The following is a 14,871-nucleotide window of genomic DNA, read 5'->3' as shown; positions in this document are numbered from 1 at the left end:
CCACACCAATAACGTGATTGGCGCGGGTAATGATGCCGAGCGCGGGTAAAAAATCCGCTTGATTATAAAGACGCGCCCCTCAACTGACCACCCAAGCGCTTGCTTTTTTTGGGCTTTCTGCAATAGGCCGCAACAGTCGACAACTTGACTCAAAATGCCGCACTGATGACATTCAACCATTGCGCCCCGAGGATGCTCATCATGCGCCGACTGTTGCTACTTGCCACATTGCTATTGCTCAGCCCCATCCTGCTCGCCGCTGCGGACGAGCGCTTGCGCCAGGCGAATTTCGCGCCACATACAACCCTGGAGCGAGCCAGCCTGGAGCGCAAGAATCAAAGCGTTCTGCGCTACCTGTGGGTCGACGTCTACGCCGCCGCCCTCTATGCAGAACCCAAGGTCAGTGCAGCGCAGGCCCTGGAGCGCCAGCGCAGTCTGCGCCTGGAGCTCTTTTACTTCCGCAACATCGAGCGCACCGACGTGATCGAAGCCGCCTGGATCACGCTAAAGAGACAACAGGACCAACCTACGCTCGAACGCCTGCGCAGCGATCTGGACGCCTTGCACGCCACCTTCCGGGACATCAAGCCAGGCGACCGCTACGCCCTCAATTACAACGCTGACAGTGGCCTGAGCCTGGAGCGCAACGGCAAAACCGCCTTTGCCAGCAGCAACCCTGAACTGGCTCGCGCCTACCTGGGCATCTGGCTAGCGCCCAACGGACTCTCGGAGAGCCTGCGCAGCAGCCTGCTCAACGACTAGCCAACAAGCCTGAACAAAAAACGGGAGCCAAGGCTCCCGTTTTTTTCAATCGCCGCTAGCGCTTAGCGCGGAAAAGCCGGCGGATTGACTCCAGCCATGTCTTCCATCACGCGAACCACCTGGCAGCTGTAGCCAAACTCGTTGTCGTACCAGACATAGAGCACGACCCGATTGTCATTGGCAATGGTCGCTTCGGCATCCACCACGCCGGCGTGACGCGAGCCGACGAAGTCGGTGGAAACCACCTCCTGGGAATTGACGAAGTCGATCTGCTTGTGCAGATCCGAGTGCAGCGCCATGTAACGCAGGTACTCGTTCATCTCTTCGCGGGTCGCAGCCTTCTCCAGGTTCAGGTTGAGGATGGCCATGGACACGTTCGGCGTGGGTACGCGAATGGCATTACCAGTCAACTTGCCCTTGAGTACCGGCAATGCCTTGGCAGCGGCAGTGGCAGCACCGGTCTCGGTGATCACCATGTTGAGCGCGGCACTTCGGCCACGACGACTGCCCTTGTGGAAGTTGTCGATCAGGTTCTGGTCGTTGGTGTACGAATGCACGGTTTCAACATGACCGTTGATGATGCCGTACTTATCATTCACCGCCTTGAGCACCGGCACGATGGCATTGGTGGTGCAGGACGCTGCAGAAATGATCTTGTCGTCAGCGGTGATATCGCCATGGTTGATGCCATGCACGATATTCTTCAGCTCGCCTTTACCCGGCGCGGTCAGCACCACGCGATCGATGCCCGGACAGGCCAGATGCTGACTCAGGCCCTCGGCATCACGCCACACACCGGTGTTATCCACCAGCAGCGCATTGTTGATACCGTACTGGGTGTAATCCACATCGCCAGGTGACTTGGCGTAAATCACCTGGATCAGGTTGCCATTTGCGGTGATTGTGTTGTTTTCTTCGTCGACAACGATGGTGCCGTCGAACGGGCCGTGAACGGAGTCACGACGCAGCAGACTGGCACGCTTCTCCAGATCGTTATCAGCACCCTTGCGCACAACAATCGCCCGCAGGCGCAGGCCGTCGCCCCCCCCGGTTTTCTCGATCAGGATGCGCGCCAGCAGGCGGCCGATACGACCGAAGCCGTAGAGCACCACGTCGGTGCCCTTGCGAGCCACGACATTCTGCTGACCGGCGACCGGCTCCAGCTCGTCACGCACGAACTGCTCGATGCTGCGGCCATTGGCCGCCTCCAGGTACTTGGCCATCATGCGGCCCAAATCCACGGAAGCCGCGCCCAACTTGAGTTCGCTCATGGTCTTGAGCATCGGAAAGGTGTCATGCACCGACAACTCGGCATCGCCATCCAGGCGGTGGCGGGCGTAGCGGTGGGCTTTGAGAATCTGAATGACCGAACGGTTGATCAGGCTACGACCGTAGATCGAGGTGACTACGTTGTTGTTGCGGTAGAGTTGACCAATCAAGGGAATCATCGCTTCCGCGAGGGCTTCACGATCGATCCACTCACCGAGACACTGGTCGGGCTTCTGATTCACGGGCAGTACCTTCCATATGTAGGGGCTGAAAAAAGGGGCTACATTATGACGGCGTAGCCGACCGCCGGCAATCTGCAACGGACGAAACACTGACAGCAATCAGCGCGGATAGTTACAATCGCGGACCCTGTCGTCATGACCGTGAGCCGCCCGTGCCTGTAACGCCCGTGTCCATACTGCGCCTACCGTCCCTCCCCGCCACTGCCGGGAAACAACACTGGGGCAATCTGCCCGGTGCGGCCTTGAGCCTGGCGATTGCCGAAGCCGCCAGCGCTGCCAAGCGCTTTACCCTGCTGCTGACTGCCGACAGCCAGAACGCCGAGCGCCTGCAGCAGGAGCTGAGCTTCTTCGCCCCAGAATTGCCGGTTCTGCATTTCCCCGACTGGGAAACCCTGCCCTACGATCTGTTTTCGCCGCATCAGGACATCATCTCCCAGCGAATTTCCGCACTCTACCGCCTGCCGGAACTGAAACATGGCGTGCTGGTAGTGCCGATCACCACCGCCCTACACCGCCTGGCCCCCAAGCGTTTTCTGCTCGGCAGCAGCCTGGTGCTGGACGCCGGCCAGAAACTCGACGTCAACGACATGCGCACCCGCCTGGAAGCGGCAGGCTACCGCTGCGTCGACACGGTCTACGAACACGGCGAATTCGCCGTGCGTGGCGCACTGATCGACCTGTTTCCGATGGGCAGTGACCAGCCGTTTCGCATCGACCTGTTTGATGACGAAATCGAAACCCTGCGCACCTTCGATCCAGAAACCCAACGCTCGATCGACAAAGTCGAGTCGATCAAACTGCTGCCGGCCCGTGAATTCCCACTGGAGAAAAAGGCCGTTAGCGATTTTCGCGGACGCTTCCGTGAACGCTTCGACGTGGATTTCCGTCGTTGCCCGATCTATCAGGACCTGACCACCGGCATTACCCCGGCCGGCATCGAGTACTACCTGCCGCTGTTTTTCGAAGAAACCGCAACCCTGTTCGACTATCTGCCACAGGACACCCAGGTATTTTCCCTGCCCGGGGTGGAAAAAGCCGCCGAGCACTTCTGGAACGACGCGCGCAACCGTTATGAAGAGCGCCGGGTCGACCCCGAGCGTCCGCTGCTGCCGCCAGCCGATATTTTCCTGCCGGTGGAAGACTGCTTCGCCCGCCTGAAAGATTGGCCACGAGTCGTCATCAGCCAGGAAGACATCGAACCCGGCGTCGGCCGCCAGCGCTTCAACGCGCAGCCCCTGCCCGATCTGGCGATCCAGGCCAAGGCCGGCGAACCACTGGCCGCTCTGCGCCGCTTTATCGAAGACTATCCAGGCCGTGTGCTGTTCTGTGCCGAGTCCGCCGGGCGGCGCGAAGTGCTGCTGGAGTTGCTCGCCCGCCTCAAGCTCAAGCCCAGGGAAGTGGCCAACTGGCCGGAGTTCACCGCCAGCGAGGAGCGCCTGGGCATCACCATCGCCCCGCTTGACGACGGCCTGCTGCTCGACGACCTGGCGCTGATTGCCGAAAGCCCACTGTTCGGACAACGGGTGATGCAGCGCCGCCGCCGCGAGAAATCGCGTGACGGCGGCGACAACGTGATCAAGAACCTCACCGAACTGCGCGAAGGTGCGCCCGTGGTGCATATCGATCACGGCGTCGGACGCTACCTGGGCCTGGTCACCCTGGAAATCGACGGCCAGGCGGCCGAGTTCCTCGCGCTGATGTACGCAGAGGAAGCCAAACTCTATGTACCGGTCGCCAGCCTGCACCTGATCGCCCGCTACACCGGCAGCGACGACGCCCTGGCTCCGCTGCATCGACTCGGCTCGGAGATCTGGCAGAAAGCCAAACGCAAGGCCGCCGAACAAGTACGCGACGTGGCGGCCGAACTGCTCGACATCTATGCCCGCCGCGCCGCCCGCGAGGGTTACGCGTTCGCCGACCCGCAGCTCGATTACGTGACTTTCAGCGCCGGCTTCCCGTTTGAGGAAACCCCGGATCAGCAAACCGCCATCGATGCGGTGCGCGACGACATGCTCGCCGCAAAGCCGATGGATCGACTGATCTGCGGCGACGTCGGTTTCGGCAAGACCGAAGTGGCCATGCGCGCCGCCTTCATCGCCGTGCACAGCGGTCGCCAGGTCGCCGTGCTGGTGCCGACCACCCTGCTCGCCCAGCAGCATTACAACAGCTTTCGCGACCGCTTTGCCGACTGGCCGGTGAACGTCGAGGTGATGAGCCGCTTCAAGAGCGCCAAGGAAGTCGCGAGCGCCGTGCAGCAACTGGCCGAGGGCAAGGTCGATATCGTCATCGGCACCCACAAACTGCTGCAGGGTGATGTCCAATTCAACAACCTGGGCCTGGTGATCATCGACGAGGAACACCGTTTCGGCGTGCGCCAGAAGGAACAGCTCAAGGCCTTGCGCAGCGAAGTGGACATCCTCACCCTCACCGCCACACCGATTCCGCGCACCCTGAACATGGCCGTGGCAGGCATGCGCGACCTGTCGATCATTGCCACTCCGCCGGCGCGCCGGCTGTCGGTGCGCACCTTCGTCATGGAGCAGAACAACCCGACCATCAAGGAAGCGCTGCTGCGCGAGCTGCTGCGTGGCGGCCAGGTCTATTACCTGCACAATGACGTGAAGACCATCGAGAAATGCGCAGCTGACCTCGCCGAACTGGTGCCGGAAGCGCGTATCGGCATCGGCCACGGGCAGATGCGCGAGCGCGAGCTGGAACAGGTGATGGGCGACTTCTACCACAAGCGCTTCAACGTGCTGATCGCCTCGACCATCATCGAGACCGGCATCGACGTGCCCAGCGCCAACACCATCATCATCGAGCGTGCCGACAAGTTCGGTCTGGCCCAGCTGCACCAATTGCGCGGCCGGGTCGGGCGCAGCCACCACCAGGCCTATGCCTACCTGCTGACCCCACCGCGCAAGCAGATGACCGACGACGCGCAGAAGCGCCTCGAGGCGATTTCCGGCGCCCAGGATCTGGGCGCTGGTTTCCTCCTGGCTACCCACGACCTGGAAATCCGCGGCGCCGGCGAGCTGCTCGGCGACGGCCAGAGCGGGCAGATCCAGGCGGTCGGATTCACCCTGTACATGGAAATGCTCGAGCGCGCGGTGAAAGCCATCCGCAAGGGCGAACAACCCAATCTCGAGCAACCGCTAGGCGGCGGCCCGGAAATCAACTTGCGGGTAGCGGCGCTGATCCCGGAAAACTATCTGCCGGACGTGCATGCGCGGTTGATCCTCTACAAGCGCATCGCTTCGGCCGCCGACGAAGACGGCCTGAAAGAGTTGCAGGTGGAGATGATCGACCGCTTCGGCCTGCTGCCGGAGCCAACCAAGAACCTGGTACGCCTTACCCTACTGAAACTGCAGGCGGAAAAGCTCGGGATCAAGAAAGTCGACGCCGGCCCGCAAGGCGGCCGTATCGAATTCGCCGCCGACACCTGCGTCGATCCGCTGACCCTGATCAAGCTGATCCAGGGCGCCCCCGCCCGCTACAAGTTCGAGGGTGCCACCCTGTTCAAATTCCAGGTACCGATGGAGCAGCCGGATCATCGATTTAATACCCTGGAAGCGCTGTTCGAGCGCCTGACTCCGCCAGCTTAAAGGACTGACCCATGCGCGCGCGCCGCACCCTGGCTTTGCTGCCGCTTATCCTATTCTCGCTACTGAGCAGCACTGCCGCCGTTGCCGAGACTCTGTATCAGGTTGAAGTCATCGTCTTCCGGCAAACAACCCAACAGCTGCCCGCCGCCCGCCCCGCCCCCGACGACTGGGCACAAGGCGCATTGCCGATCGACCCCAACCAGGAGCGCACCACCTCACTGAACAATGAAGCGGGCAAACTCACGCCTGCGAACGGCTATCTAGTGCTGCTGCACAAAGCCTGGGCACAGAACATCGGCGCCAGCCCCAGCAGCGTGGCGCTGAGCACGGGTACTGAACAGTTCGGGCATTTCCCGTTAGAAGGCACCCTGAAGCTCAAGCAGGATCGCCTCATCGACCTGGACGCCAACCTGTGGGTCAATCGATTCGATGACAGCGGCGCGCTGAGCAGCAGCGAACTGCTCAAATACAGCGCCCACCTGCAAAGCGGCGAACTGACCTTCCTCGATCACGGCAGCCTCGGCCTGCTGGTGCGCATCAGCCCGCTTTAATCGGTACCCGTAGCGCCTTGCCTGCACAAAAAAAGGGTCGCGATAGCGACCCTTTTTATTCACAGCCAGTATGCTCAGCCGGCCAGCACATGGGCCAATACGGCCTTGACCCGGCCCATACCCTCGTCCAAAGCGCGCTCGATAGCAGCCATGGTGATCAATGCATCGGACTTCCCCGCTGCCGGGTTCACCACCAACGCCAGACAGGCATAAGGCAACGCCAGCTCGCGCGCCAGCACCGCCTCCGGCATCCCGGTCATACCGACGATATCGCAACCGTCACGCTCCATCCGGGCGATCTCGGCAACCGTCTCCAGGCGCGGACCCTGGGTGCAACCATAGACACCCCGGTCACTGAATGCGCAGTGCTCGGCAACCAGCGCCGCGGCTAGTTTTTCCCGCAGTTCGGCATCGTAGGGGTGGCTGAAATCCACGTGGGTGACATGCTCCAACTCCCCCTCATAAAAAGTGTGCGCACGCCCGGAGGTGTAGTCGATGACCTGGTGCGGCAGACAGAAGTGTCCAGTGCCCATGGCCGCCTCGATGCCACCAACCGCATTTACCGCAATAATCGCCTTGGCGCCCGACTGCCTCAGCGCCCAGAGATTGGCGCGATAGTTCACCTGATGCGGTGGGATCCGGTGCGGATGACCATGACGGGCAAGAAACAACACTTCCCCACCGGCATACTCACCTCGCAATATCGGCGCCGAAGGAGCGCCGTAGGGTGTGTCGACATGCAGCGCAGCTTTGATGGTCAGCCCATCCAGCTGGGTCAAGCCAGTACCGCCGATGATGGCGTAGACAGTCATCAAACTCTCCTCAATCAATTAATTGCGCGGCGCGTAATGCGCCGACTGCTTCCAGCCATCGCGGGCTCTGCCGGTATTCCGTACCAGGGAAAGCCTGACGACGCATACGCGCCAGACTTGGCGGCGTGACAACCTGTAAACGCTGTAATGCGCTCAGCGCCAACTCGGCGGCAGCGCGATCATTGCAGACCAAGCCCATGTCGCAGCCTGCCGTTAGCGCCGCCTCAATGCGACAAGCTGCATCGCCCACCACATGAGCCCCCGCCATCGACAAATCATCGCTGAAAATCACCCCAGTAAACTGCAACTCTCCACGCAAAATCTCCTGCAGCCAGCGCCGCGAGAAGCCGGCAGGCTGGTCATCGACCTGCGGGTAGATCACGTGCGCCGGCATCACCGCGGCCAACTGCCGGCTCAAGTGAGCGAACGGCTGCAGATCGCTGGCGCGAATCTGTTCGAGGCTGCGCTCATCGACTGGAATCGCCACATGGGAATCGGCTTCGGCCCAGCCATGCCCGGGAAAATGCTTACCGGTCGCAGCCATACCCGCCGCGCTCATTCCGCGAATAAAAGCAGCCGCCAGCTGGGTGGCGCGCTGTGCATCGGTTTCAAAGGCCCGACTGCCAACCACGGCACTGCGCTGATGATCCAGATCCAGCACCGGCGCAAAGCTCAGATCCAGCCCCACCGCCAACACTTCCGTGGCCATCAACCAGCCGCAGTGCTCGGCCAAGACAACAGCATTGGTGTTATCGGCAATTGCGCGCATCGCCGGCAATCGCACAAAACCCTGGCGCAAACGCTGTACCCGGCCACCCTCCTGATCGACCGCCAGAAGCAGATCCGGCCGTACCGCACGAATCGCGGCCGACAGCTCGCGCACCTGCTGCGGGTGCTCGATATTGCGCCCGAACAGGATCAAGCCAGCCACTTCGGGCTGGCGCAGAATCTGCCGATCCTCGGCGGTCAACCAGGTGCCGGCGATGTCCAGCATCAATGAGCCTTGCATGGGTGAACTCACAAATAATCCTTAACTAGAGTGTCGCCGCCGCCCAGACTGGACATGACGCCTCGTCGATCTGCACGACACATTGAACAGGGACGAGCGGGAACAGCGACAGTAGATCGGCATTACGCAGCCGTACACAACCGTGGGAGCGTGGCACACCCATGGGCTCAGTGTCCGGCGTGCCGTGTAAATAGATATAACGACGGAAGGTATCGACCTCCCCCAGTCGATTGCGCCCCACCTCACAGCCACTGAGCCAGATGATTCGCGTGAGAATCCAGTCGCGCCCGGGAAACTGAGCAGCCAGCGTTGGCGACCAGAGCTCGCCAGTCCAACGCCGGCCCCGCAATACCGCACTCAGCGGCAAGCCTTCGCCGATCTTCGCCCGTACTCGATGCATTCCGCGCGGCGTGCAGCCGGAGCCATTGAGCTCGCCTGGACCATTGAGGGCGGTAGACACAGGCAGGCGCAATAACAGCTGCCCGTCGGCAAAGCCGTACAGGCACTGATCAGCAAGAGAGATATGCAGAAAGTCGAGGTCGCGCATGGGCGACTAGCTTAGCGGATCGGGCTGGCCAAGCCCACCAGCGCAGTATCAAACCTTGGCGAGAAGGCCAGCGCTCTTGACTCGCGGCTTGAGCTGGGCAGTTGCGAGGGCTTCATCGCTCAAGCCGCTTTCCGAACGCATGCCGGCCGCAAGGAACGGCACCATCATGCGCATGACCTGTTCGATCGACGTATTAACCCCAAAATCGGTCTCGGCCATGGCGCGCAACGCCTTGATCCCGGACATGCTGAACGCCGCAGCGCCGAGCATGAAATGCACGCGCCAGAACAGCTCAAGCGGTGGGATACGCGGTGCGGATTCATGCACCAAGAGCATGTAACGGCGAAAGACCTTGCCGTACACCTCTTCCATATACTTGCGCAGGTGGCCCTGACTCTGACTGAAGGCCAAACCCAACAGGCGCATGAATATCGACAAATCGTTACCACTACGCGGTTTCACGGCCAGCGCCTGATCGACCAGCAACTCAAGCAACTCCTCAAGACTGACCTTAGTCTCCTGCTTGGCCTGACGGCGATCGAGCTCTCGTTCGAGACTGCTGCAGAACGGGCCGAGGAAACGGGAAAACACGGCCTGAATCAGTGCTTTCTTGGAGCCAAAATGATAATTCACCGCGGCCAGGTTGACCCCAGCCTTGCCGGTAATCAGCCGCAATGAAGTTTCCGCAAAACCTTTCTCTGCGAACAATTGCTCCGCCGCATCGAGAATGCGTTCAACGGTTTCCGACTGAGCCATCACTATCCACCTGACAAACACTTGTTTGAAACATACGTTTCGACCTGCCACTTTGTCAAGTCGCGTCAGCCATTTTTTGGCCGGGCGGTCATGCATCCACAGCTGACAAGGCCTGACCCAGCGCTGGCGCACTTGCCATCAACCAAGTAACGCGTAGAAAGACTGATACCGCTAGCAGCGAATTCAGCGAAGAAGGGAGAAAGGAGGATTGCCAACCCCTGCCTACTGTATATAATCCCAGTCACTGTATAAAAAAACAGAGTCCGACATGCTGAAACTGACGCCACGCCAAGCTGAAATTCTCGCCTTCATCAAGCACTGCCTTGACGACAACGGCTACCCGCCAACCCGTGCGGAAATCGCTCAGGCACTTGGCTTCAAGTCACCCAATGCCGCCGAGGAGCACCTCAAGGCCCTGGCCCGCAAAGGGGCCATCGAAATGACCCCAGGCGCCTCACGTGGCATCCGCATTCCCGGCTACGAACCCAACAACACGGAAGAAGGCTTACCCGTGATCGGCCGCGTCGCCGCCGGCGCGCCCATTCTAGCGCAACAGAATATTGAAGACTCATGCCGGATCAACCCCGAGTTCTTCCACCCCAAGGCCGACTACCTGCTACGGGTGCGCGGCATGAGCATGAAGGACATTGGCATACTCGACGGTGACCTGCTGGCCGTGCATACCACCCGTGAAGCACGCAACGGGCAGGTAGTGGTAGCTCGCATCGATGACGAAGTGACGGTGAAACGCTTCAAGCGCGAAGGGAACAAGGTCTGGCTTATTGCTGAAAATTCCGAGTTCGCCCCGATTGAAGTGAACCTGGAAGAACAAGAGTTGATTATCGAAGGGTTGAGCGTCGGCGTTATCCGGCGCTAGCTAGCCCCTACAACCCAGGGCAATGCAGTACCGACAAGTAAGGACAAACAAACGCCCACCGCGCACCACTCGCCCAGACTGGGTGCGCTGGAACGGGACACGCCAAGGTCTGCGAGGCCGTTTCAACCCCACGATCGTTGACACCACGAGGGCATGCGCAGGTCGTTTTCCCAGCACCTGCCAGAGGAGGTTTTATGCAGTTCCCGCAATCGCTAAAGCGTACACAGTTGCCGCTGTTCGACGGGCTCATGGCCTCAACAGTGACGCCGCTGCTGAACCCGGTAGTGGAGTCACCTTGGCAGGAGAACCCCGAAGCCTTCAGTGAAATGTCGCTACGTGGCGCTGCAGGTCACTGCCTGAACTTGCTCGCACCAATTCTCCGCGAGCTGAGCCAGAATAACGATGCGCGCTGGCTGAGCCTGATCGCCCCGCCCAGCAGCCTGACGCAAACCTGGCTGCGCGAAGCCGGGCTCAACCGCGAGCGCATTCTGTTACTCCATCCCCGCGGCAAACAAAGTGCCTTACAACTGGCTCAGGAGGCACTGAAACTGGGCCGTAGCCATACCGTCGTTAGCTGGCTTCACCCTCTTGAACATTATGCTCGGGAGCAACTGGAGCAGGCCGCACGACAAGGCAAGGCGCAAAGCCTGAACATCAGCCTTGGGTAAAATTCGCGAGTAATGGCACAAGGACTGTGCACGAGACGATACCATCAACCAGGCACATAAATCCGCCACTAGACCCAGCTGCCAACAACCATATCAGCGTCGATACAACACAGCCGCATTCAATGCAGCACGCGCGGGCCTTGTGCGTGGTCAAAGTCACCTTCAGCCAACTTCCCGGCCATTTGCACACCGACACTGAGCATAGCCTTGGCTACCTCGACGTGCTGCCCCTGCAGGAACTCCTTGGCATCAGCGGAAAAGTCCAGCACCACCAGGGTTTCTTCGTCGTCTGCACGACGCAGTGCAATGCGCCCATCGGGCAACTCGACGATCTCAAGGTAGGATGTAGGCATAGGGCTGGTTCTCCACGAAAGGCCGGCATTGTAACAGTCGACCAAGGCTCACCCTAGCCCGCTTATCCAAACTCGACTCACCACTCACTCAACGAATCACGAAAGCGCTTGGCCAACCCCTTCAACTCCTGCCGCCAAACCTCCAGCGTTTCACGCGCCAGTGGTGGCTCCTCCTGATCCAGGCTGACTGCCACAATCAAGGGAGTGCGCGGGTCAACCTTGACCTTTTTCGCCGCCTGAGGTGGCTGAAACAGCTCGCCATATGCCTGCAGCAACTGAGCCAGCCAGGTTTCCGGCTGCTGCGCCAACTCGACAAGCTCGGCCAACTCAGGGCTGGGGGCAGCATCCAGCAGCGCCTTATCCAGCAACTGCTCGGCTCGTGGTGTATTACTTTCAGGCAGGCGGTAGTAACCGGCGATCTCATGACACAGCCCCAGCAGCGCCCCATAGAGATGGAATAGCGCGGCCTCACGCTCAGCCTGTATCAGGGCCAAAGAGTTGACTGCTCGCCCCTCCTGCGCGGCGCGCCAGGACTCCAGCGACAGACCGGCATAGAAGAGTTTCTGGTTGGTACGGGTGTACAGTTCATGGGCCATCAAGGCGCCCTCCACTACAGACCGATCAGGCCACTATACGCGCGCCTGCTGCCTGCAGGCGCGCACCCTGTCCCGATCAATGCTTCTCTTCGACCTTCCACTTGCCGCCATCATAGAAGGCACGCCAGCCGGTAGGCTTGCCATCGACTTCAGTCTGCACGTACTGCTCTTTGGTCTTGCGACTGAAGCGAATGACCGCTGCGCGACCCTCAGGGTCTTTCTTTGGCGCATCACAGAGGAAGTGATACTTAGGGTCGATCTCGTCCTTGTGCGGGATCAGCTCCAGCACCAGCGGCGCACGGGTCTCGCGATTTTTCGGGAACTGACTGGCCGCCAGGAACAAGCCCGCCGCGCCGTCGCGCAAGATATAGGTGTCATTGACCTTCTCGCACTTGAGCTCCGGCATCTTCACCGGATCCATCTTCGGCGGAGCAGCCTCACCGCTTTTCAGCAGTTTGCGGGTGTTCTTGCACTCAGCGTTGGTGCAACCGAAAAACTTGCCGAAACGCCCGGTCTTCAGCTGCATCTGGCTGCCGCACTTGTCGCACTCCAGACTTGGGCCTTCGTAACCCTTGATCCGGTATTGACCCTGCTCGATCTCGTAGCCCGTGCAATCCGGGTTGTTACCGCAGATATGCAGCTTGCGGGTCTCGTCGAGCAGGTAGGCATCCATGGCGGTGCCGCACTTCTGGCAGCGATGCTTGCCGAGCAGCACCAGCGATTCCGACTCACCCTCATCGTCTGCGGCGATTTCATCGCCAGGCACCAGGTTGATGGTCGACTTGCAGCGTTCTTTCGGCGGCAGGGCATACCCGGAGCAACCGAGGAAGACCCCGGTGGAGGCGGTCCGAATCATCATCGGCCGACCGCACTCCCGGCATGGGATATCGGTCGGCGTCGGCAGATTGGCGCGCATGCCGCTGTCGCTGGCCTCGGCCACTTCGAGTTTCTTCTTGAAGTCGCCGTAGAACTCGTCGAGCACATGCTTCCACTCGCGCTCGCCCTGGGCCACATCGTCCAGGTTCTCTTCCATGCCGGCAGTAAAGCCGTAGTCCATCAGGTTGGAGAAACTTTCACTCAGGCGTCCGGTAACGATGTCGCCCATCTTTTCCGAATAGAAACGCCGGTTGTGCAGGGCGACATAGCCGCGATCCTGAATGGTCGAGATGATCGCCGCATAGGTCGACGGACGACCAATACCGCGCTTCTCCATCTCCTTGACCAGGCTGGCTTCCGAATAACGTGCAGGCGGCTTGGTGAAATGCTGACTCGGGTCGAGTTTTACCAGCTTGATCGCATCCCCCGGGGCCATGTCCGGCAAGACACCGTCGTCGCCCGGCTTGCTCATTTGCGGCAATACCCGGGTGTAACCGTCGAACTTGAGAATGCGGCCCTTGGCGCGCAACTCAAACTGCGCTGCAGTGACGGTCACGGTAGTCGACAGGTACTCGGCAGGCGGCATCTGGCACGCCACGAACTGGCGCCAGATCAGCTCATACAGGCGCTCTGCGTCACGTTCCATTTTGACTAGCTGGGTTGGCTTGAGGTTGACATCAGACGGACGAATCGCCTCGTGCGCCTCCTGGGCCCCTTCCTTGCTGCTGTAGGCAATCGGATTGGCCGGCAGGTATTTCTTGCCGAACTCGCCTTCAATGAAGTCACGCACCATGCTCACGGCATCAGCCGACAGGTTGGTCGAATCGGTACGCATGTAGGTTATGTAACCGGCCTCATACAGACGCTGGGCCATCATCATGGTCTTCTTCACCCCGAAGCCCAGGCGGTTGCTCGCCGCCTGCTGCAGGGTAGACGTGATGAACGGTGCCGAAGGTTTGCTGCTGGTCGGCTTGTCTTCACGCTTGGTAATGCTGTAGCTGGACGCTTCGAGCGTGGCCAGGGCAGCCATCGCCTGAGCCTCGTTCAGCGGCTTGAAGGCAGCACCGTTTTCGCGGGCCACCTCGAAGCGCACATTGGCACCCTTGGCCGTGCCGAGATCGGCGTGCACTTCCCAATATTCTTCAGGAACGAAGGCGCGGATCTCTTTCTCGCGCTCGACCACCAACTTCACGGCCACCGACTGCACCCGGCCCGCGGAAAGACCACGTGCAATCTTGGCCCACAGCAATGGTGAGACCATGTAGCCCACTACACGGTCGAGGAAGCGCCGTGCTTGCTGGGCATTGACCCGATTGATGTCCAGCTCGCCCGGTTTGGAAAAGGCCTCTTGAATGGCCTTTTTGGTGATCTCGTTGAATACCACGCGCTTGTAGCGGCTTTCATCACCACCAATGGATTCGCGCAGGTGCCAGGCAATAGCTTCCCCCTCGCGATCCAAGTCGGTTGCGAGATAGATGGTGTCGGCATCCTTGGCCAACCGGCGCAGTTCTTCGACAACCTTTTCCTTGCCCGGGAGAATTTCGTACTTGGCCTTCCAGCCATGTTCGGGGTCGACCCCCATGCGCGCCACCAGTTGGCGCTTGGCCTTTTCCTTGGGCGTCAACGCCGGCACTTCACCAGCCGCCGCCTTGCCCCGCTTGACGGGTTCCTTGGCAGCACTTGCCGAGCCGCTGGTAGGCAGGTCACGGATGTGGCCGATGCTCGACTTCACCACGTACTGGTCACCCAGATACTTGTTGATGGTCTTGGCCTTGGCCGGGGATTCCACGATGACCAGCGATTTGCCCATGGATTGGAAGTTTCCTGAAATTCGATAAATGAAAGGCGAGAGGCGCCATACAGACTGCTGAAAATAGTGCGCGCCAATCACTGGCGAGGTGAATTCAACCGAAGAAGCGGAGTTTACATGCTGCAAAGAAGCATTCTG

At 60.3% G+C, this 14,871-nt stretch carries 13 protein-coding genes; 5 read left to right on the top strand and 8 right to left on the bottom strand.

Translation table 11 applies throughout. The annotated features are described in order from the left end of the window. The first annotated feature begins 201 nt into the window (after positions 1 to 201). The gene (locus LJY18_RS20285) at positions 202 to 762 is read left to right on the top strand and encodes a chalcone isomerase family protein (RefSeq protein WP_238043891.1); all 561 of its coding nucleotides are present in this window, start codon (positions 202 to 204) and stop codon (positions 760 to 762) included. 62 nt (positions 763 to 824) lie between these two features. On the opposite strand, the gene LJY18_RS20280 is transcribed toward LJY18_RS20285, so the two are convergent. Beyond that, a complete protein-coding gene (locus tag LJY18_RS20280; protein WP_238044174.1) occupies positions 825 to 2,291 on the bottom strand; it encodes a glyceraldehyde-3-phosphate dehydrogenase in 1,467 nt (488 codons plus the stop codon). Positions 2,292 to 2,440: 149 nt separating this feature from the next. On the opposite strand from LJY18_RS20280, the gene mfd reads away from it, so the two are divergent. Further along, positions 2,441 to 5,878 carry a transcription-repair coupling factor gene (gene mfd, locus LJY18_RS20275; protein ID WP_238044172.1) on the top strand — a complete coding sequence of 1,146 codons (3,438 nt, stop codon included), beginning with the start codon at positions 2,441 to 2,443 and terminating at the stop codon, positions 5,876 to 5,878. A gap of 11 nt (positions 5,879 to 5,889) precedes the next feature. Continuing rightward, positions 5,890 to 6,429 carry a CsiV family protein gene (locus LJY18_RS20270; RefSeq protein ID WP_238043889.1) on the top strand — a complete coding sequence of 180 codons (540 nt, stop codon included), beginning with the start codon at positions 5,890 to 5,892 and terminating at the stop codon, positions 6,427 to 6,429. A gap of 74 nt (positions 6,430 to 6,503) precedes the next feature. On the opposite strand, the gene LJY18_RS20265 is transcribed toward LJY18_RS20270, so the two are convergent. Genes LJY18_RS20265 through LJY18_RS20250 form a run of 4 tightly spaced genes read right to left on the bottom strand, consistent with a single transcriptional unit; the run spans position 6,504 to position 9,553 of the window. Continuing rightward, positions 6,504 to 7,241 carry an S-methyl-5'-thioinosine phosphorylase gene (locus LJY18_RS20265; RefSeq protein ID WP_238043887.1) on the bottom strand — a complete coding sequence of 246 codons (738 nt, stop codon included), beginning with the start codon at positions 7,239 to 7,241 and terminating at the stop codon, positions 6,504 to 6,506. A 10-nt stretch (positions 7,242 to 7,251) separates the two neighbouring features. Further along, a complete protein-coding gene (nagZ, locus tag LJY18_RS20260) occupies positions 7,252 to 8,250 on the bottom strand; it encodes a beta-N-acetylhexosaminidase (protein ID WP_238044170.1) in 999 nt (332 codons plus the stop codon). A 25-nt stretch (positions 8,251 to 8,275) separates the two neighbouring features. Next, on the bottom strand, positions 8,276 to 8,797 hold the full coding sequence (locus tag LJY18_RS20255; RefSeq protein ID WP_238043885.1) for a L,D-transpeptidase: 522 nt from the start codon (positions 8,795 to 8,797) through the stop codon (positions 8,276 to 8,278). A gap of 48 nt (positions 8,798 to 8,845) precedes the next feature. Further along, the gene (locus LJY18_RS20250; RefSeq protein WP_238044167.1) at positions 8,846 to 9,553 is read right to left on the bottom strand and encodes a TetR/AcrR family transcriptional regulator; all 708 of its coding nucleotides are present in this window, start codon (positions 9,551 to 9,553) and stop codon (positions 8,846 to 8,848) included. A gap of 268 nt (positions 9,554 to 9,821) precedes the next feature. Here LJY18_RS20250 and lexA point away from each other — a divergent pair, with 268 nt between their 5' ends. After that, positions 9,822 to 10,430, top strand: a complete 609-nt coding sequence (gene lexA / locus LJY18_RS20245) for a transcriptional repressor LexA (protein ID WP_238043882.1) — start codon at positions 9,822 to 9,824, stop codon at positions 10,428 to 10,430. A gap of 194 nt (positions 10,431 to 10,624) precedes the next feature. Next, positions 10,625 to 11,098, top strand: a complete 474-nt coding sequence (gene sulA, locus LJY18_RS20240) for an SOS-induced cell division inhibitor SulA (protein ID WP_238043880.1) — start codon at positions 10,625 to 10,627, stop codon at positions 11,096 to 11,098. Positions 11,099 to 11,217: 119 nt separating this feature from the next. Here sulA and LJY18_RS20235 read toward each other — a convergent pair whose 3' ends face one another. The 3 genes from LJY18_RS20235 to topA form a co-directional block, all read right to left on the bottom strand. Continuing rightward, complete coding sequence (locus LJY18_RS20235; protein WP_238043878.1) at positions 11,218 to 11,451, bottom strand: hypothetical protein; 234 nt, start codon at positions 11,449 to 11,451, stop codon at positions 11,218 to 11,220. A 77-nt stretch (positions 11,452 to 11,528) separates the two neighbouring features. Then, positions 11,529 to 12,047, bottom strand: a complete 519-nt coding sequence (locus tag LJY18_RS20230) for a DUF6586 family protein (protein WP_238043876.1) — start codon at positions 12,045 to 12,047, stop codon at positions 11,529 to 11,531. A gap of 76 nt (positions 12,048 to 12,123) precedes the next feature. Further along, positions 12,124 to 14,733: a type I DNA topoisomerase gene (gene topA / locus LJY18_RS20225; RefSeq protein WP_238043874.1), complete on the bottom strand. Its 2,610-nt coding sequence runs from the start codon at positions 14,731 to 14,733 to the stop codon at positions 12,124 to 12,126. Positions 14,734 to 14,871: the final 138 nt, after the last annotated feature.

Source organism: Pseudomonas sp. MMS21 TM103 (assembly GCF_022132145.1).
Taxonomy (GTDB): domain Bacteria; phylum Pseudomonadota; class Gammaproteobacteria; order Pseudomonadales; family Pseudomonadaceae; genus Aquipseudomonas.
The sequence above is the reverse complement of the archived record's forward strand: the minus strand, read 5'-3'. Positions and strand labels throughout refer to the sequence as shown.